Raw genomic sequence first — 19,454 nt, forward strand, 5'->3', positions numbered from 1 at the left:
CCACGCAGGTACCTTCCGCTGAAGCGCCTGCCGCTGGAGCTCGTTCGGGGTCGGCGGGGAGTTCCATGGCGCCTCCGGCCGCCGGGCCGGACCTGCCCATGTGCGGCGGGGAAGTCGGTTCCGCCGGTGCCCCGCCGAGGTGGTGGCGGGAAGCCGCATGCGCTCTGCGGGACCGGTTACCCCTGTGGGTGCAGCTCCGGTGCGGTCTGGAACCGCGCGCGCTCGCCGCGCTCGCCGTGGTCCTGGCAGGGGCCGCGCTGTTCGCGGCGGCACATTTCTGGTCGGCCCGCCCCGAGCCCGTACGCCCACCGGAGCGGGTCACCGACGCCGCCGCACCCCAGGCGTCCGGGCCCGGTTCCACGCACACGCAGCTGACCGGCGCCGCGCCCGGCCCGGCCGGGGGGTCGCAGCCTGGCACTCAGCCCGGCACTCACCTCGGCGGAAGGATCGTCGTCGATGTGAGCGGCAAGGTTCACCGCCCCGGAATCCGGTATCTGCCGGCCGGGTCCCGTGTGGAGGACGCCCTGCGCGCCGCCGGAGGCATCCGCAGGGGGACCGACGTGACCGGACTCAACCGTGCCCGTGTCCTGACGGACGGGGAGCAGGTCGTGGTGGGCTTCCCCTCCCTCGCGGCGCCGCCCGGGGGAGCGGGGACGAGCGGTGGACCCACGGCAGGGCAACCAGCGCCGGGTACGCCGGTGAGCCTCGGCACAGCCACGGTGGAGCAGCTCGAAGCTCTGCCGGGGGTCGGTCCGGTACTCGCCCAGCACATCGTGGACTACCGCACCGAGCACGGCGGTTACCGTTCGGTCGACGAACTGCGCGAGGTCAACGGCATCGGCGACCGCCGGTTCGCGGACCTTCGGCCACTGGTCCGTCCATGAACAGCTCCGACGTGCAGAGGGACACGAACACGGCTGCCGACACGAACACGGCTGCCGACACGGCACGGCGGTCGTATTCGGCGGACCCGCGCCAGGAGGCTCCTGTCGATCTCCGGCTCGTCCCTCCCGCTCTCGCGGCATGGGCCGCGGCTGTCCTGGCTCTGGGGGTGCCTGGGCGGTGGGCGGCGACGGGAGCTGTTCTCTGTGCCTGCGCCGGCCTCGGCGTCATGGTCGACCCCCGGGCCGCGGCGCGCCGAGCGACCGGGGAAGGGGCGTGGATAGGCCCGCGCGGACGCTCGGGGCCCCGCGGACGCCCCGGACCGCACGGACGCCCCGGACCGCACGGACAGTCCGGGCCTCCTGGGCGGCGAGGGGCGGTGCGGTCACCGAGGCCGGCCTGGCGCGCCTTGCCGCGTAGCACCACTGCCGCCGGCGTGCTGCTCTGCGCGGCTGCCGGGGCGGCTGCGGCCGGGCTCCACGGTGCCGACGTCCGCAGCGGACCCGTCCCCGGTCTGGCGCAGGACTACGCGCGAATCCGAGCGGACGTGACCGTCACATCGGATCCCCGTCAGACCCGGCCACGCGTACAGGGTGACCACAGCACACCCGTATCCCTGCTGCTGAACGCCGAGATCACCCGGCTGACCGCTCCCGACGGCACGGTCACGGTGCTCAGCACGCCGGTACTCGTCATGGTCGCCCCGGGGGAGGCGGCGGCGCGTTGGCAGCGGCTGCTGCCCTCCACCGGGCTGAGTGTCGAAGGACGGCTCGCACCGCCGCGTCGCGAGGGTGAGCGCGTCGCGGCGGTACTCGGCACGGACGCGGACGACCCGCCGCGCGTCACGGTGGAGCCGTCCCTGCTCCACCGCACCGCGGGACGGCTGCGCTCCGGGCTGCGGGAGGCGGCCGACGGGCTCGCCCCTGATGCGCGAGCCCTCCTGCCGAGCCTGGTCGTCGGCGACACCTCGCGGGTTCCGCCCGAACTGCATGACGCGTTCAGAACCACCGACCTCACCCACCTGCTCGCTGTATCCGGGGCAAACCTCTCGATCCTGCTCTTCCTCCTCATCGGGCCCCCTGGCACGGCCCTGCGCAGCGAACGGCGGGGCCTAGCACCGCGACTGGGCATCTCCCTGCGCATGACAGCGCTGATCGGCGGAGGGATCGCCCTCGCGTTCGTGATCGTCTGCCGTCCCGAACCGAGCGTCCTGCGGGCGGCGGCCTGCGGCCTGATCACGCTGCTCGCCATCGGTACGGGCCGGCGCAGATCGCTGATTCCGGCCCTGGCCGCCGCCGTTCTGCTGCTGGTGCTGTACGACCCTTGGCTGGCCCGCAGTTACGGGTTCCTGCTGTCCGTGCTCGCCACCGGGGCGCTGCTCACGCTCGCGCCCCGGTGGAGCGACGCGCTGCGACGCCACGGGGTTCCGGCACGGCTGGCCGAGGTGCTGGCAGCCTCGGGGGCCGCGCAGGCGGTCTGCGCGCCCGTCGTCGTGGTCCTCGCGTCCCGAGTGGGGCTCGTGGCGATCCCCTGCAATCTGCTGGCCGAATTCGCGGTGGCGCCCGCGACGGTCCTGGGATTCGCCGCACTCGCCGCAGCTCCTGTGGCCATGCCGGTGGCGGAAGGTCTGGCCACGGCTGCGGGCTGGCCGACCGGATGGATCGCTTCGGTGGCCCGGACCGGAGCGGCCCTTCCCGGGGCGGAGGTCGACTGGCCGGGCGGCTGGCGCGGTGCCGCTCTCCTGGCTGTGCTCACGGCCCTGTTGGTGCTGTCCGCCCGCCGCCTGATCCGCCACCCGTGGATCTGTTCGGCCGCCGCGCTCCTGCTGGTGCTGGCGGTGCTGAGACCGGTGCCGCTCACCCGGCTCATGACGGGATGGCCGCCACCAGGCTGGGCCTTCGCCCTGTGCGACGTGGGTCAGGGTGATGCCATGGTGCTGGCCGCCGGAGACGGTACGGGGGTGGTGGTGGACACCGGCCCTGAACCCCGGCTCGTCGACCGGTGCCTGCGGGACCTGGGCATCACCCGCGTGCCACTCCTGCTGCTGACGCACTTCCACGCCGACCATGTGCGGGGACTGTCCGGTGTCTTGCGGGGCCGTGAGGTGGGGGCGATCCAGACCACGCATCTCGACGAACCGCCCGAGCAGGCGGCGTTCGTGAGGAGAACGGCCGAGACGGCGCACGTCCCGGTGATCCAAGCAGTGCCCGGGGAGCGACGCCGCGAGGGCCCGCTCCACTGGCAGGTGCTCTGGCCCGCCGCCGACGCGCGGGGGGCGGCCGGGGCCCTCGGCTCCGAGGAGCCGAACGATTCCAGCGTCACCCTCCTCGTCCGGTCCGGCGGACTGATCCTGCTGCTCCTCGGCGATCTCGAACCCCCGGCGCAGCAGGGGGTGCTGCGCAGCCATCCGGCGTTGCCCCGGGTGGACGTGCTCAAGGTCGCGCACCACGGCTCCGCCCATCAGGACCCCGCCCTCCTGCGCACCGCCCGCCCGAGGATCGCGCTGATCAGCTGCGGCACGGACAACCCGTACGGCCATCCGGCAGCCCGGACGCTCGATGCGCTCGAAGCGGCGGGGGCGAAGGTACTGCGTACCGACACCCACGGAGCGATCGCGGTGACGGGCAGCGGGGCGGGACTGCGCGCGGCAGGCCGTTCATGAGCGCGGGGTCCCGCCCGGGCTCCGTCGGCGGTCCTAGGTCCCGTGGCGCATGCGCCTGCCTGCGTGCCGCGACAGACTGCCGGTATGGACGAGGAAGTGCCCCAGCCGGCCCACACATCCGCCCCCGCCTGGGTGGATGCCTACCTGCAACACATCGGCGCCGCCCGCCCCGCCCGCGCCGACGCGGAGGCGCTGCGCGAACTGCAGTTGCGTCATCTGATGACCGTGCCCTTCGAGAACCTCTCGATCCACCTGGGACAGGACATCGTCCTGGAGGAGGAGAGGCTCGTCGACAAGATCGTGACCGATCACCGGGGAGGATTCTGCTACGAACTCAACGGCGCTTTCGCCGGACTGCTGCGCGCGCTCGGCTTCCGCGTCACCCTGCTCCAGGCGCGGGTGTTCGGCGACGGCGGACGCCTCGGCATTCCGTACGACCACGTCGCACTGCGGGTGGAGACAGAGGACGGTACGGGTCCGTGGCTCGCCGACGTAGGCTTCGGCGACCACGCCCTGAGGCCGCTCGCGCTGGACTCCCGTACGGAACAGGACGATCCCTGCGGCAGTTTCCGCTTCAGGGAGGCGCCGCAGGGGGACCTCGATCTGTTGCGCGGGAGTTCGCGGGAGTTCCGTCTGGACCTGCGACCGCGCGTACTGGCGGATTTCCGGGCCGGTGCCTGGTATCACCGCACCTCGCCGGATTCCCATTTCACCCGCTCCCCCGTCTGCTCACGACGCACCGCCGAAGGCCGGGTGACGCTTCGGGACCGCACCCTGATCACGACGGTGCGGGGCGAGCGGTACGAGAAGGAGCTGGCTGCCGATGCCGAGGTACTCGCCGCGTATCACGACCACTTCGGCATGGTGCTGCCCCGGTTGCCCGACGTTCGGGGCGCGACCACGACCGTATGAGGGGGGTGGTGCGGTGGCGCACGGCATGACAGGGGCCCGGGCTGTGGTGCGCGACGGGGAGCAGGGCAATCCGGAAGTTCCGTCGTACCTGCGTACAGCCGCGTACAGCTGGGACAGCTGGGCGCACGGCGGGACAACCCCCTCTGAGCTGCGGCGTTTGCCTCGAACCTCACAACGGTGATCGAATGTGTATTCGTCGGCGGGCCGCTGCTCCGACAGCGACGTCCAGCCGGCAGGGGTCCGAGGTGAGAACCGCCCCTGGGGAGTACGTGTACATGTTCGGCCGTTGGCTAGGCAGCAGAGCGAAGCCCGATACCGCTCAGAACAACGCCCTCGCCGCATTCCCGGTGCCGCTCACCGCCGGCATGCTGAGCTGCAGGGTCCTTGATCCTGTCAGCGAACCCGTCCCGCAGGCGGACTTCGTGGTCACCGACAGCGCCGGCCGCAAGATCGTCGCCGGCGAGACGGACCCCTTCGGGAACGTGGTCGCCACCGTCCCCGCCGGCGACTACCGCGTGGGCGTCACGGCCGACGGCTTCACTCCCTTCCACGGCCCGGTCACCGTGACCGAGGGCGGCCACGCGAGTCTCGGTGACGTGGCCCTCCAGGTGGCGCAGCCCCCGCAGCTCCCCGACCCGGGCGACTGGGAGATCGAGCCGTCGCACACCCAGATCGGTTTCACCGCACGGCACATCGGCATGGCCCGTATCCACGGCCGGTTCAACACCTTCGCCGGCGCGGTCCGGATCGCCGACCGCATGGAGGACTCCGCCATGCATGTCGTCATCGACGCCGCGTCGATCGACACGAACGTCCAGATGCGGGACGACCATCTGCGCTCCGCCGACTTCCTCGACATCGAGCGGTATCCCACCCTCGAGTTCTACAGCGACCGCTTCGTCCACCGAGGCGGCACCCGATGGGGCGTCACCGGTGGGCTCACCCTGCACGGCGTGAGCCGCACCGTCACGCTGGACACCCAGTACCTGGGCCTGGGCAACGGCCTCGAAGGTGAGACCAGGGCCGCCTGCCGCGCAACCACCGAGCTGCACCGCGAGGACTTCACGCTCACCTGGCAGACGATGCTGGCGCGCGGCATCGCGGTCGTCGGCCCCAGCATCAAGATCGACATGGACATCCAGATCGTCCCCAAGAGCTGACCTGGCGGGGGCACCGGTCACGCCCCCGCCTCGCGGCCCGGGCCCGCGCTTCACGGTCCCGGCCCTGAGCCCAGACACCGGCCCAGGCCCAGGCCCTGAGCCCCAGGCGCCGACCTGAGTGCACGCCTCACCGCGTCGGCCGGTGCCCTGGTTTTAACGACGCCGACGGGCGGTGCCGCGCGTTACGGCACTTCCAGCCATCCCTCGTACTCCGCGGCGAACATGTCGAGCGCCGCGGAGTCCAGCCGTGCGCCCGGGTCCTCCACCACGACCAGCCACTGGGCGTCCTCGGCGTCGTCCTCCCCGGCCAGGGCGTCCCGGACGAGCTGGGGCTCTTCGGTCACGCCGAACCTGTCGGCCAGTTCCCCGGCGACCTCCTCGGCGGCGTCCCGGTCGGGCAGCACCAGTACATGTCTCACATCGCTCACCCGGTCATTCTCCGGCATGTCCCGAGCGGGAACGCGTCCGGGCGGCGGCCCCCGGCGTTGTCACACGGGCGTGGGATGCTGGACGGCGATGGCCACCAGACGCAATTCCACCGACGATCCGCTCGCCCCCGTCACCCTCGCCGTGGGCCAGGAAGACCTGCTCCTGGACCGCGCCGTGCAGCAGGTGGTGGCGGCGGCCCGCGCCTCGGACGCCGATACGGACGTCCGCGACCTCACCCCGGACCAGCTGCAGCCGGGCACGCTCGCGGAGCTGACGAGTCCCTCGCTCTTCGCCGAGCGCAAGGTGGTGATCGTCCGCAACGCCCACGACCTCTCCGCCGACACCGTCAAGGACGTCAAGGCGTACATCGGCGCCCCGGCCGAGGAGATCACTCTCGTGCTCCTGCACGCGGGCGGAGCCAAGGGCAAGGGGCTGCTGGACGCGGCGCGCAAGGCGGGGGCGCGGGAGGTGGCGTGTCCCAAGACCACCAAGCCGGCCGAGCGGCTGTCCTTCGTACGGTCGGAGTTCCGGGCGCTCGGGCGGTCCGCCACCCCCGAGGCGTGCCAGGCCTTGGTGGACTCCATCGGCAGTGACCTCCGGGAGCTGGCGAGTGCCGTATCCCAGCTGGTCGCGGACGTCGAGGGCACCATCGACGAAGCGGTCGTCGGCCGTTACTACACGGGCCGCGCCGAGGCATCCTCCTTCACTGTGGCCGATCGCGCGGTCGAGGGCCGGGCGGCGGAGGCACTGGAGGCGCTGCGGTGGTCGCTCTCCACGGGTGTGGCGCCGGTCCTGATCACCAGCGCTCTGGCCCAGGGCGTCCGGGCCATCGGCAAGCTCTCCTCGGCCCGTGGCGGACGGCCTGCGGACCTTGCCCGCGAGCTCGGGATGCCGCCCTGGAAGATCGACCGGGTGCGCCAGCAGATGCGCGGATGGACGCCGGACGGAGTGGCGGCTGCGCTGCTCGCGGTCGCGGCGGCCGACGCCGGCGTCAAGGGAGGCGGGGACGACCCCGAGTACGCCCTGGAGAAGGCCGTGGTCGCCGTGGCCCGCGCGGCCCGCTCCGGCGGCCGCTGACCGCACCCCTGCCGTGGCCCGTGCGGCTCGCTCTCCCCGCTGGGGCGCGAGGCGCGGCGGGCCGTGGGGCATGGGTTCCGCGTATCCCGTGCAGCACCGCACCACACCATGCCGCACCACGCCGAAGGCCCCGGCGACATCCTGGGGAGGACGTCGGCCGGGGCCTTCGGTTCACACTTTGTGCGCCGCACCCGCGTGGCGAACGCAGGTTCGGTGTGCGGCGCGGGGTGCCGGTCAGGAGCGGGAGAGAGGGCCCGCTGAATCCGTCCCGGCGATCACATCAGTAGCTCAGCCCTGGAGGGCGGCAACCTTGAGCGCCAGCGCCGACTTCTTGTTGGCGGCGGCGTTCTTGTGGATGACACCCTTCGAGACAGCCTTGTCGAGCTGGCGCGACGCGTCACGGACGGCCACAGTGGCCTTCTCGACGTCACCGGCAGCGGCAGCCTCACGGGCCTTGCGGATCGAGGTCTTGAGCGAGGACTTGACGGCCTTGTTGCGCAGGCGCGCCTTCTCGTTCGTCTTGTTCCGCTTGATCTGGGACTTGATGTTCGCCACGAAAGAGCCTTTTCAGGTTCGTTGGATCTTCTATGTGCGCCACGCCGCTTCTGAGGGCCACGAGGCACAGCTGCCCACGGTAGCAGTCACCCTCGGACCGGCCCAAACCGGTCCCGGTCCCGCAGGCGTGGGACCATGGAGGCTACGTATCGATCCGTCCGACCCGACATCGACCCGAGACACGGCGTCCGGCGTCTCAAGAATCAGGACCCTGCGTGCCCGCGACTCCTACCAACGTGCCCGAGCCGAGCCGTACCGACCCGGCGCTGATCCGCAACTTCTGCATCATCGCGCACATCGACCACGGCAAGTCGACCCTTGCCGACCGGATGCTCCAGCTGACGGGAGTGGTCGACCAGCGGCAGATGCGCGCCCAGTATCTCGACCGGATGGACATCGAGCGCGAGCGCGGCATCACCATCAAGTCCCAGGCGGTCCGTCTGCCGTGGGCGCCCACCGAGGGTGAGGACAAGGGCGCGACCCACATCCTCAACATGATCGACACCCCGGGCCACGTGGACTTCACCTACGAGGTCTCCCGCTCGCTGGCCGCGTGCGAGGGCACCGTCCTCCTGGTCGACGCCGCTCAGGGCATCGAGGCGCAGACGCTGGCCAACCTCTACCTGGCGATGGAGAACGACCTCACCATCGTCCCGGTGCTCAACAAGATCGACCTGCCGGCCGCCCAGCCCGAGAAGTTCTCCGAGGAGCTCGCCAACCTCATCGGCTGCCAGCCCGAGGACGTGCTCAAGGTCTCGGCGAAGACCGGTGTCGGCGTCGACGCGCTGCTGGACCGGGTCGTCCGGGACGTCCCGGCTCCGGTCGGTCAGGCGGACGCACCCGCCCGCGCGATGATCTTCGACTCGGTCTACGACGCCTACCGCGGTGTCGTCACCTATGTCAGGGTCGTCGACGGTCAGCTCAACAAGCGTGAGCGCATCAAGATGATGTCGACGGGCGCCACCCACGAGCTCCTGGAGATCGGTGTCTCCTCCCCGGAGATGACCCCGGCCGACGGCATCGGCGTGGGTGAGGTCGGCTACATCATCACCGGTGTGAAGGACGTCCGGCAGTCCAAGGTCGGTGACACCATCACCTCCCTGAACAAGGGGGCGACCGAGGCGCTGGGCGGCTACAAGGACCCCAAGCCGATGGTGTTCTCGGGGCTCTACCCCCTGGACGGATCCGACTACCCGGACCTGCGTGAGGCCCTGGACAAGCTCCAGCTCAACGACGCCGCCCTGGTGTACGAGCCGGAGACCTCGGCCGCGCTCGGCTTCGGCTTCCGCGTCGGCTTCCTCGGTCTGCTGCACCTCGACGTGATCCGTGAGCGCCTGGAGCGCGAGTTCGGCCTGGAGCTCATCGCCACCGCGCCCAACGTGGTCTACCGCGTGGAGATGGAGGACGGCTCGGAGCACATCGTCACCAACCCGAGCGAGTTCCCCGAGGGCAAGATCGACAAGGTGCACGAGCCGGTCGTCAGGGCCACGGTCCTCGCGCCCAGCGAGTTCATCGGCGCGATCATGGAGCTCTGCCAGAACCGGCGCGGCACCCTGATCGGCATGGACTACCTCTCCGAGGACCGGGTCGAGATCCGGTACACCCTTCCGCTCGCCGAGATCGTCTTCGACTTCTTCGACCAGCTGAAGTCGAAGACGCGCGGCTATGCCTCGCTCGACTACGAGCCCACGGGTGAGCAGTCCGCCCAGCTGGTCAAGGTCGACATCCTGCTGCACGGCGACAAGGTCGACGCCTTCTCCGCCGTCACGCACAAGGACAAGGCGTACGCCTACGGTGTCCGGCTCGTGGCCAAGCTGCAGAAGCTCATCCCCCGGCAGAACTTCGAGGTGCCGATCCAGGCGGCCATCGGTTCCCGGGTCATCGCCCGTGAGACCGTCCGCGCCATCCGTAAGGACGTCCTCGCCAAGTGCTACGGCGGTGACATCTCCCGTAAGCGGAAGCTGCTGGAGAAGCAGAAGGAAGGCAAGAAGCGGATGAAGATGGTCGGCAACGTGGAGGTGCCGCAGGACGCGTTCATCTCCGTGCTGTCGACGGACGAGTCGGCGGGCGAGGGCAAGGCCAAGAAGTAAGTGCCGTCGTCGGCGCGTACGCGGTCGTACGCGCCGTAGGTGTCGGTGCGTACCCGGCTGTACGACCTGGGAGTACCCAGGAGTAGCCCAACTGGCCCCTGCGTCGCGGATGTCCGTGGCGCAGGGGCCCGGTTCGTTATGAAGCGGCGGCCTGTTGCCTCTTACCAGACGGTCCCGGGCCCTTTAGTCTGATCACCACCCCGTTAGTTACTCGCCAGTTAAACAAGACAGGCCGAGCGGGAACGAGAAGCAGGAAGAACAAGCAGCACCAAGAAGCCGGTCGTAGCAATGCCGCAGGCCCGGAGGACGTCGTGAGCGACACACAGACCTTGATCGATAGCCGACCGCCCTCCGTGGCGACTCTCTTCATCGACCGCGTGGCGGCCACCCCGGACGGTGAGGCCTACCGCTACCCGGTGCCGGCCGCCTCGGGCCAGGGCCCGGACGAATGGAAGTCGCTGACCTGGGCGCAGGCCGCCGAGCGGGTCCACGCCGTCGCGGCCGGTCTGATCGCGCTCGGCGTCCGGCCGGAGGAGCGGGTCGCGCTCGCCTCCTCCACCCGTGTCGAATGGATTCTCATCGACCTCGGTGTGATGTGCGCGGGCGCCGCCACCACGACTATCTACCCCTCGACGAACACCGAGGAGTCCGCCTTCATCCTGGCCGACTCCGAGAGCCGTGTACTGGTCGCCGAGGACGCCGCCCAGCTGGCGAAGGCCCGCGAGAACAGGGCGCGGCTGCCCGAGCTGGCGCACGTCGTCGTCATCGACCCGGCCGGCGTCGAGCCCGCCGATGACGACCCCGAGGGCTGGCTCCTCACCCTGGCCGAGCTGGAGACCAGGGGCGCCGAGTACCTGGTGAAGAACCCGGACGCGATCACCGACCGGGTCTCCGCCATCACCGCGGACCAGCTGGCGACGCTGATCTACACCTCGGGCACCACCGGCCGCCCCAAGGGTGTGCGGCTGCCGCACGACAACTGGTCGTACATGGCCAAGGCGACCGTGTCCACCGGGATGATCAACCCGGACGACGTCCAGTACCTCTGGCTGCCGCTCGCCCACGTCTTCGGCAAGGTGCTCACCTCCGGCCAGATCGAGGTCGGTCACGTCACGGCCGTCGACGGACGGGTCGACAAGATCATCGAGAACCTCCCGGTGGTCCAGCCGACCTACATGGCAGCCGTCCCCCGCATCTTCGAGAAGGTCTACAACGGGGTCGCCGCCAAGGCGCGGGCCGGCGGCGGAGCCAAGTACAAGATCTTCCAGTGGGCCGCCGGAGTCGCCCGCGAGCACGCGAAGGTCTCGCAGGACAACTTCCGCCGCACCGGCAAGGCATCCGTCCCCTTCGCCCTGGCCGCCAAGCACAAGGTCGCCGACACCCTCGTCTACGCGAAGATCCGCGAGGCCTTCGGCGGCCGGCTCCGCGCCTGCATCTCCGGATCCGCCGCCCTGGCGCCCGACATCGGCCTCTTCTTCGCCGGCGCCGGCATCCACATCCTGGAGGGCTACGGCCTCACGGAGTCCAGCGCCGCCTCCTTCGTCAACCCTGGCGAGGCGTACCGCACCGGCACCGTCGGCAAGCCGCTCCCCGGCACCGAGGTCCGGATCGCGGACGACGGCGAGATCCTGCTGCGCGGCCCCGGCCTGATGGAGGGCTACCACCGGCTGCCCGAGAAGACCGCCGAGGTGCTGGAGTCCGACGGCTGGTTCCACACCGGTGACATCGGCGAGCTGTCCGAGGACGGCTACCTGCGGATCACCGACCGCAAGAAGGACCTGATCAAGACGTCCGGCGGCAAGTACATCGCCCCGGCCGAGGTCGAAGGTCAGTTCAAGGCGGTGTGCCCCTTCGTCTCGAACATCCTGGTGCACGGCGCCGACCGGAACTTCTGCACGGCCCTCATCGCGCTCGACGAGGCGACCATCCTCGGCTGGGCCGAGGAGAACGGTCTCGGCGGCAAGCCCTACGCCGACGTGGTGGCCTCCCCGCAGGCCGTGGAGCTCATCGAGGGCTATGTGCAGCGGCTCAACGAGGGCCTGCAGCGCTGGCAGACCATCAAGAAGTTCCGGCTGCTGCCGCGCGACCTCGACATCGAGCACGGCGAGCTGACGCCGAGCCTCAAGCTGAAGCGGCCGGTCGTCGAGCGGGAGTACAAGGACCTGATCGAGGACATGTACGCGGGCTCCCGGGAGGCGTGACAGCCCGGAGCGTGGATGCGGGGCCGGTGGGCGCGGGAGCGCCTGCCGGCCCCGTTCGTTTCCGTTCGACTCCGGCCACTTCCGTCACTCGGTGCTTATAGGTGCGCCCGGTCTGTCACTCTGTCGTAGAACGTCAGCGGTGTTTCGCGAGACCGTCAGGAGCCGCACCGTGGGGCCCATTCCCTTGCAGCGGGACGTCGTTCACCGTCCCGGCACCGTCGTCGCCGGTCAGGGCGACGGCACGCCTGCGGTCGCCCGCACGAGCCTGCCGGGGATCCCGCAGGCGTCGTCCGCGGCGCGCAGATTCGTCCGGGCCGCCCTCGCCGACTGGACCGGTCACGGTCTGCCCAGCGCCGGTGAGTTCGGCGAGCGGCTCACCGACGACGCGCTGACCGTGGCCAGCGAGCTGGTGACCAACGCGGTCGTGCACGCCGGTACGACGGTCGAGCTGCTCCTCAGGCTGGAGGACTCGGCCGGACCCGAGCCGGCCGCGCTGGTGCTGGAGATCACCGACCACCACCCGGCCCGGTCGGTGCGCGACAGCCGCGCGGAACGGCCCGATCCCGCGGAGTACGGCCGGGGGCTGCAGCTCGTCGCCACCCTCGCCGAGTCCTGGGGCATCACCTATCGCACCGGCCTCAAGACCGTCTGGGCCCGGCTCCCGGGCGACGACCGGTACGGACTGCCCGACGCGACGCGGGCCGAGGCGTCCGCCCGCAGGCGCGGCCTGCCCGCCGGCGGGACACCCGCCCCAGCCGGGTCCGCCGAGCGCGACGACGCCGGATGGGCCGGGGGCGGCGGACTCTCCTTCCTGGCCGAGGCGTCCGGCCTGCTCGCCGGTCAGCTCGACGAGGACCTCGTCGCGTCGACGGCGGGCCCGCTCCTCGTGCCCCGGCTCGCCGACTGGTGCGCGATATGGCTGGAGAGCGAGGCGGGCGGCCCGGCCGCCGTCCCCAGGCTCGCCGGTGTCTGGCACCGTGACGAGGAGCGGGCCGAGCTGCTGCGCCCGGCGCTGGAGAAGGAGCCGCTCCGCTTACCCGGGAGTGTCGGGACCGGGCCCGTGCCCCTGCCGTGGCCCGAGGCGGCGGAACGCGGCAAGGGCTCAGGTGCCGCGCTGGCCCACCGCATCGTGTCGGGCGGGCGCACGCTCGGAGCGGTCCTGGTGGGCCGTGAGGGCGCCGACCACATCCCCGACGAGGTCGCCGCCCTCCTGGCGGACTTCGTACGCAGGGTCGGCCTCGCCGTGGGCGCCGCGCGCGCCTACACCCGGCAGGCCACCATCAGCCGCATCCTCCAGCGCGGTCTGCTGCCCACCAAGGTCGCCGACATACCCGGCGTCACGAGCGCCCTGGTGTACGAGCCGGGGGACGACGGTGTCGTCGGCGGCGACTTCTACGACCTCTTCCCCTGCCCCGGCGGACGCTGGTGCTTCGTGCTCGGCGACGTACAGGGCAGCGGCCCCGAAGCCGCCGTCGTCACCGGTCTGGCCCGCCCGTGGCTGCGTCTGCTGTCCCGGGAGGGCTTCCGGGTCGGAGAGGTCCTCGACCGGCTCAACCGGCTCCTCCTGGACGACGCCATGGAGGCCGCGGAAGCCGCCGCACTCATGGTCGCCGCGGCGGGCGGTCAGCAGATCCAGGGGGACGGGCAGAACCAGGACGGCTCCCAGTCCCGCTTCCTCTCCCTGCTGTACGGCGACCTCGTGCCGCTCCCGGGCGGTGGGGTGCGCTGCACCGTGGCGAGCGCGGGCCACCCGCTCCCGCTGCTGCTGCGCCCCGACGGGACCGTGCGGCCCGCCGCCGAACCGCAGGTCCTGCTCGGGGTCGTCGACGACGTGGCGTACGAGAGCCAGAGCTTCGAGCTGGCACCGGGGGACAGCCTCCTCTGTGTCACCGACGGCGTGACGGAGCGGCGCTCGGGGCGGCTGATGTTCGACGACGGCGACGGCCTCGCACGGGCCCTCGCCGACTGCGCGGGGCTGCCGGCCGCCGGGATAGCCGACCGGATCAAGCGGGCCGTCCACGCCTTCGCCGAGCGCCCGCCCGACGACGACCTGGCCATGCTCGTGCTCCAGGTCGACTGAGCGGGGACCACGGCACGAGGGGCCGACGGCCGGGCGCTGAGGCGGGCAGCACGGCCCGGGGCCCGCAGCCCGAGGCCACGGCCCGCAGCCCCGGGCCCGAGGCCAGGGCCCGGGTGACCGAACCCTGGGACCGTGCCCGCCATGCGGCGGTCCGGGGCAGCTCCGGCGGCGAGTGACAATGGACGGTATGCCTTCCGTACTGCCCGATGGTGAACCCGTGCCCGACGACGGGGCGCTGCCCCGCCATGCCCTGGAAGGCGCCGCAGACCGTCCGCTCGGCTTCTACCTGCATGTGCCCTACTGCGCCACCCGCTGCGGGTACTGCGACTTCAACACCTACACCGCGACCGAGCTGCGCGGCTCGGGCGGTGCCCTGGCGTCCCGCGACAACTACGCCGCCCACCTGATCCAGGAGGTCCGCCAGGCCCGCAAGGTGCTCGGCGACGACCCCCGGCCGGTCCGTACGGTCTTCGTCGGAGGCGGTACGCCGACCCTGCTGCCCGCCGCCGACCTCGTCCGGATGCTCGCCGCGATCCGTGAGGAGTTCGGGCTGGCGCCGGACGCGGAGATCACCACCGAGGCCAATCCGGAATCCGTGGACCCGGCGTATCTGGCCGCCCTGCGGGAGGGCGGCTTCAACCGGGTCTCCTTCGGCATGCAGAGCGCCCGGCAGCACGTCCTGAAGATCCTCGACCGCACCCACACCCCGGGCAGGCCGGAGGCCTGTGTCGCCGAGGCCCGTGAAGCCGGTTTCGAGCACGTCAACCTCGACTTGATCTACGGCACACCGGGTGAGTCCGACGACGACTGGCGGGCCTCCCTCGACGCGGCGATCGGTGCGGGACCCGACCATGTGTCGGCGTACGCGCTGATCGTCGAGGAAGGCACCCAGCTGGCCCGTCGCATCAGGCGCGGCAAGGTCCCGATGACGGACGACGACGTCCACGCCGACCGCTATCTGATCGCTGACGAGGCCATGGCGGCGGCAGGCTTCTCCTGGTACGAGGTGTCGAACTGGTCCCGTACGCCCGAAGGCCGCTGCCTGCACAACGAGCTGTACTGGCGCGGGGCGGACTGGTGGGGCGCCGGACCGGGGGCGCACAGCCACGTCGGTGGCGTGCGCTGGTGGAACGTGAAGCACCCCGGGGCGTACGCCCAGGCCCTGGCCGAGGGGCGCTCCCCCGGAGCGGGCCGCGAGGTCCTCGCCGACGAGGACAGGCGGGTGGAGCGCATCCTGCTGGAACTGCGCCTCGTCGAGGGCTGCCCGCTGTCGCTGCTCGCCCCCGCCGGGCTCGCGGCGGCCGGACGCGCGGTGGCGGACGGCCTGCTGGAGCCCGGCCCGTACGCGGAGGGACGCGCGGTCCTCACCCTGCGGGGCCGCCTGCTGGCCGACGCCGTGGTCCGGGACCTGGTGGACTGAGCGCGCGGCCACGGCCCCGCACGGCTCCTCAGAGGGCCTCGGGCGGGGCTGTCAGCCCGGCAGGGTGACGAAGTCGATCAGTTCCTCGACCCGGCCCAGCAGCTGCGGTTCGAGGTCCTTGTACGAGCCGACCCTGGACAGGATGTGCTGCCAGGCCGCGCCCGTGTTCTCCGGCCAGCCCAGCGCCCGGCAGACGCCCGTCTTCCAGTCCTGGCCGCGCGGCACGACCGGCCAGCCCGGGATGCCCACCGACGAGGGTTTCACGGCCTCCCAGACGTCGATGTACGGATGCCCCGCCACCAGCACGTGCGCGTCCGTGACCTGGGCGGCGATCCGGGACTCCTTGGACCCCGGCACCAGATGGTCGACCAGGACGCCGAGCCGGGCGTCCGGACCCGGGGCGAACTCCCGCACGATCGCCGGAAGGTCGTCGATCCCCTCCAGGTACTCCACGACCACGCCCTCGATACGCAGGTCGTCGCCCCAGACCCGCTCGACGAGCTCGGCGTCGTGCCGGCCCTCCACGTAGATCCGCCCCGCCCGCGCCACCCGCGCCCGCGCCCCGGGGACGGCCACCGAGCCCGACGCCGTACGGGAGGGACGCGAGGGCCCGCCCGCCGACGGGCGTACGAGGGTGACCACCTCGCCCTCCAGCAGGAAGCCGCGCGGCTGCATCGGGAACACCCGGTGCTTGCCGAAGCGGTCCTCCAGCGTCACCGTCGGGCCCTCGGCGGTCTTCTCGCACCGGACGACCGCCCCGCAGAAGCCGGTGACGGCCTCCTCGACGACCAGGTCGGGCTCGGCGGGCACCTCGGGGGCGGGGGCCGACTTCTTCCACGGCGGAGTCAGGTCCGGCTGGTAGCTGCGCATGGCAGCACGATAATCGGGGCCGCTTTCACGACACGCCGAAGCGCGCGGCCAGTTGATCGCGTTGCGCCCGTACGAACGCCGCGTCCACCACGGCCCCGTGCCCCGGGACGTACAGAGCCTGCTCGCCGCCCAGCTCCAGCAGCCGGTCCAGTGCGGCAGGCCAGTGCGAGGGGACCGCGTCCGGGCCGGCCTGCGGCTCGCCCGACTCCTCGACCAGATCGCCGCAGAGCACCACGACGGGGGAGCCCGGCACCAGCACCGCGAGGTCGTGCCCGCTGTGGCCGGGGCCCACATTGGCCAGCAGCACCTGGAGACCGCCGCCGAGATCGAGCGTCCACTCGCCGCTCACCTGGTGCCGCGGCGCCACCAGGGCGTCCGTGGCCGCCGCGGCGTCCGCCTCGCTCATCCCGTGCCGCACCGCGTCCGCCCGCAGTTCCCCGGCGCCCCGCTCCAGGAGCGCGGCGGTGCCGACCGCCCCGTAGACCTCCGCCCCGGCGAAGGCGGCGGTGCCCAGCACGTGGTCGAAGTGCGGATGGCTGAGTGCGATATGCGTCACCCTCCGGCCCAGCATGGCCTCCGCCTGACTCCGCAGCTCGACACCCTCCCGGAGCGTCGAACCGGTGTCGTAGAGCAGCACACCGTCCTCCCCGGCGACCAGCGCGGCGGTCGCGTCCCAGACGGGAAGGCGCCGCCGCCCCGTACCGTTGCCCAACCGCTCCCAGCCGAACTCTTCCCAAGCGACGTCCATACGACGACGCTATCGGCAACGACCTGCACCGTCGCGTGAGAGCGTGGCCGGTCGCCCTTGCCTCCGGCCCACCCTGCCCCCGTACACTGACCGGGGGGATCGCTGGCACTCGAACGCACAGAGTGCCAGGCAGACGCCGGAGAACCACAGCTGGAGGTGTGCGCGGTGCTCAGCGAACGCAGACTCGAAGTGCTGCGCGCCATTGTTCAGGACTATGTCGGCACCGAGGAGCCCGTCGGCTCCAAGGCGCTCACGGAGCGGCACAGCCTCGGGGTCTCCCCGGCCACCGTCCGCAACGACATGGCGGTGCTGGAGGACGAGGGCTTCATCGCCCAGCCGCACACCAGCGCCGGGCGCATCCCGACGGACAAGGGCTACCGGCTCTTCGTCGACAAGCTCGCGGGCGTCAAGCCCCTGTCGTCGCCCGAGCGCCGGGCCATCCAGAATTTCCTCGACGGCGCTGTCGACCTCGACGACGTCGTGGGCCGCACGGTCCGGCTGCTCGCGCAGCTGACCCGGCAGGTCGCCGTCGTGCAGTACCCCTCGCTGACCCGGTCCACGGTGCGGCACGTGGAGCTGCTGTCCCTGGCTCCCGCACGGCTGATGCTCGTGCTGATCACGGACACGGGCCGGGTCGAACAGCGTATGATCGACTGCCCTGCACCGTTCGGTGACACGTCTCTGGCGGATCTGCGGGCCCGGCTCAACAGCCGGGTCGTCGGACGGCGCTTCGCGGACGTCCCGCGGCTGGTGCAGGATCTGCCGGAGTCCTTCGAGACCGAGGACCGTGGAACCGTGTCCACGGTGCTCTCCGTTCTCCTGGAGACACTGGTCGAAGAGACGGAGGAGCGGCTGATCATCGGCGGCACCTCCAACCTCACCCGCTTCGGGCACGACTTCCCTGTGATGATCCGGCCGGTGCTGGAGGCATTGGAGGAGCAGGTCGTCCTGCTGAAGCTGCTCGGTGAGGCAACGGATTCGGGCATGACCGTACGGATCGGGCACGAGAACGCCCATGAGGGCCTCAACGCCACGTCCGTCGTCGCGGTCGGCTACGGTTCGGGCGACGAGGCAGTCGCCAAACTCGGCGTGGTCGGACCGACCCGCATGGACTACCCCGGAACGATGGGAGCGGTACGCGCAGTGGCACGTTACGTCGGACAGATCCTGGCGGAGTCGTAAGTGGCCACGGACTACTACGCCGTACTCGGCGTGCGCCGCGACGCATCTCAGGACGAGATCAAGAAGGCATTCCGCAGGCTCGCCCGCGAGCTGCACCCGGATGTCAACCCGGATCCCAAGACCCAGGAGCGGTTCAAGGAGATCAACGCCGCCTACGAGGTGCTGTCGGACCCGCAGAAGAAGCAGGTCTACGACCTCGGCGGCGACCCGCTGTCGGCCTCGGGCGGCGGTGGCGGGGCCGGTGGCTTCGGCGCCGGCGGCTTCGGCAACTTCAGCGACATCATGGACGCGTTCTTCGGCAACGCGGCCCAGCGCGGGCCCCGTTCGCGGACCCGGCGCGGCCAGGACGCCATGATCAGGCTGGAGATCGACCTCAACGAGGCGGCTTTCGGCACGACCAAGGACATCCAGGTCGACACCGCGGTCGTCTGTACGACCTGCAGTGGTGAGGGGGCCGCACCCGGCACCTCCGCGCAGACCTGTGACATGTGCCGCGGCCGTGGCGAGGTCTCCCAGGTCACGAGGTCCTTCCTCGGCCAGGTCATGACCTCGCGCCCCTGCCCGCAGTGCCAGGGCTTCGGCACCGTCGTACCGACCCCGTGCCCCGAGTGCGCCGGCGACGGCCGTATCCGCTCGCGGCGCACCCTCACCGTGAAGATCCCCGCCGGTGTCGACAACGGCACCCGGATCCAGCTCGCGGGCGAGGGCGAGGTCGGCCCCGGCGGCGGCCCCGCCGGCGATCTGTACGTCGAGATCCACGAGCTCTCGCACCCGGTGTTCCAGCGGCGCGGCGACGACCTGCACTGCACGGTCACCATCCCCATGACGGCGGCGGCCCTCGGCACCCAGGTGCCGCTGGAGACGCTGGACGGCCTGGAGGAGATCGACATCAGGCCGGGCACCCAGTCCGGCCAGTCGGTACCGCTGCACGGGCGCGGCATCACGCACCTGCGTGGTGGCGGGCGCGGCGACCTCATCGTGCACGTCGAGGTCATGACCCCGACGAAGATGGACCCCGAGCAGGAGCGCCTCCTGCGGGAGCTGGCCAAGCTGCGCGGCGAGGAGCGGCCCACGGGCCAGTTCCAGCCGGGGCAGCAGGGGCTGTTCTCCCGCCTGAAGGACGCGTTCAACGGCCGCTGAGCCCTGCCACCCCGACGCCCGCCGGTCCCCGGACCGGCGGGCGTCG

15 protein-coding genes are annotated in these 19,454 nt (G+C 71.6%); 11 read left to right on the forward strand and 4 right to left on the reverse strand.

The window, feature by feature from the left end:
* The first annotated feature begins 65 nt into the window (after positions 1-65).
* From ABZY45_RS02255 to ABZY45_RS02270, 4 genes are all read left to right on the forward strand, one after another.
* Positions 66-884 carry a ComEA family DNA-binding protein gene (locus tag ABZY45_RS02255; protein ID WP_356735198.1) on the forward strand — a complete coding sequence of 273 codons (819 nt, stop codon included), beginning with the start codon at positions 66-68 and terminating at the stop codon, positions 882-884.
* The gene (locus ABZY45_RS02260; protein WP_356735200.1) at positions 881-3,544 is read left to right on the forward strand and encodes a ComEC/Rec2 family competence protein; all 2,664 of its coding nucleotides are present in this window, start codon (positions 881-883) and stop codon (positions 3,542-3,544) included. Before ABZY45_RS02255 ends, ABZY45_RS02260 begins: the two co-directional genes overlap by 4 nt.
* An 84-nt stretch (positions 3,545-3,628) precedes the next feature.
* Positions 3,629-4,456 carry an arylamine N-acetyltransferase gene (locus ABZY45_RS02265; RefSeq protein WP_356735202.1) on the forward strand — a complete coding sequence of 276 codons (828 nt, stop codon included), beginning with the start codon at positions 3,629-3,631 and terminating at the stop codon, positions 4,454-4,456.
* Between the two features lie 275 nt (positions 4,457-4,731).
* Positions 4,732-5,616: a YceI family protein gene (locus ABZY45_RS02270; protein ID WP_356736550.1), complete on the forward strand. Its 885-nt coding sequence runs from the start codon at positions 4,732-4,734 to the stop codon at positions 5,614-5,616.
* Between the two features lie 182 nt (positions 5,617-5,798).
* Here ABZY45_RS02270 and ABZY45_RS02275 read toward each other — a convergent pair whose 3' ends face one another.
* Positions 5,799-6,062, reverse strand: coding sequence for a hypothetical protein (locus ABZY45_RS02275; RefSeq protein WP_356735204.1), 264 nt, complete (start codon positions 6,060-6,062; stop codon positions 5,799-5,801).
* Between the two features lie 70 nt (positions 6,063-6,132).
* Here ABZY45_RS02275 and holA point away from each other — a divergent pair, with 70 nt between their 5' ends.
* Entirely contained in the window at positions 6,133-7,122 is a 990-nt protein-coding gene (gene holA, locus ABZY45_RS02280) for a DNA polymerase III subunit delta (RefSeq protein WP_356735206.1), read from the forward strand.
* 288 nt (positions 7,123-7,410) lie between these two features.
* Here the strand turns inward: holA and rpsT are convergent, their stop codons facing one another.
* Positions 7,411-7,677 carry a 30S ribosomal protein S20 gene (gene rpsT / locus ABZY45_RS02285; RefSeq protein WP_014156344.1) on the reverse strand — a complete coding sequence of 89 codons (267 nt, stop codon included), beginning with the start codon at positions 7,675-7,677 and terminating at the stop codon, positions 7,411-7,413.
* A gap of 215 nt (positions 7,678-7,892) precedes the next feature.
* Here rpsT and lepA point away from each other — a divergent pair, with 215 nt between their 5' ends.
* The 4 genes from lepA to hemW all read left to right on the forward strand — a co-directional run bounded on the left by lepA (position 7,893) and on the right by hemW (position 15,468).
* Positions 7,893-9,767 carry a translation elongation factor 4 gene (lepA, locus tag ABZY45_RS02290; RefSeq protein WP_145801591.1) on the forward strand — a complete coding sequence of 625 codons (1,875 nt, stop codon included), beginning with the start codon at positions 7,893-7,895 and terminating at the stop codon, positions 9,765-9,767.
* 311 nt (positions 9,768-10,078) lie between these two features.
* Positions 10,079-11,968, forward strand: a complete 1,890-nt coding sequence (locus ABZY45_RS02295; RefSeq protein ID WP_356735209.1) for an AMP-binding protein — start codon at positions 10,079-10,081, stop codon at positions 11,966-11,968.
* Positions 11,969-12,137: 169 nt separating this feature from the next.
* Entirely contained in the window at positions 12,138-14,048 is a 1,911-nt protein-coding gene (locus ABZY45_RS02300) for a SpoIIE family protein phosphatase (protein WP_356735211.1), read from the forward strand.
* A gap of 187 nt (positions 14,049-14,235) precedes the next feature.
* Positions 14,236-15,468 carry a radical SAM family heme chaperone HemW gene (gene hemW / locus ABZY45_RS02305; RefSeq protein ID WP_356735213.1) on the forward strand — a complete coding sequence of 411 codons (1,233 nt, stop codon included), beginning with the start codon at positions 14,236-14,238 and terminating at the stop codon, positions 15,466-15,468.
* 51 nt (positions 15,469-15,519) lie between these two features.
* On the opposite strand, the gene ABZY45_RS02310 is transcribed toward hemW, so the two are convergent.
* Together ABZY45_RS02310 and ABZY45_RS02315 are read right to left on the reverse strand one after the other, a co-directional pair.
* Positions 15,520-16,338 carry a DUF3097 domain-containing protein gene (locus ABZY45_RS02310; RefSeq protein WP_356735215.1) on the reverse strand — a complete coding sequence of 273 codons (819 nt, stop codon included), beginning with the start codon at positions 16,336-16,338 and terminating at the stop codon, positions 15,520-15,522.
* 25 nt (positions 16,339-16,363) lie between these two features.
* Positions 16,364-17,086 carry an MBL fold metallo-hydrolase gene (locus ABZY45_RS02315; RefSeq protein ID WP_356735217.1) on the reverse strand — a complete coding sequence of 241 codons (723 nt, stop codon included), beginning with the start codon at positions 17,084-17,086 and terminating at the stop codon, positions 16,364-16,366.
* A 165-nt stretch (positions 17,087-17,251) separates the two neighbouring features.
* On the opposite strand from ABZY45_RS02315, the gene hrcA reads away from it, so the two are divergent.
* Together hrcA and dnaJ are read left to right on the forward strand one after the other, a co-directional pair.
* Positions 17,252-18,268 (forward strand): heat-inducible transcriptional repressor HrcA, encoded by a 1,017-nt coding sequence (gene hrcA / locus ABZY45_RS02320; protein WP_014156352.1) that lies wholly within the window; start codon positions 17,252-17,254, stop codon positions 18,266-18,268.
* Positions 18,269-19,408: a molecular chaperone DnaJ gene (dnaJ, locus tag ABZY45_RS02325; RefSeq protein ID WP_356735219.1), complete on the forward strand. Its 1,140-nt coding sequence runs from the start codon at positions 18,269-18,271 to the stop codon at positions 19,406-19,408.
* Positions 19,409-19,454: the final 46 nt, after the last annotated feature.

Source organism: Streptomyces sp. NPDC006516, from assembly GCF_040611875.1.
In the GTDB taxonomy this organism is placed as follows: Bacteria; Actinomycetota; Actinomycetes; order Streptomycetales; family Streptomycetaceae; genus Streptomyces.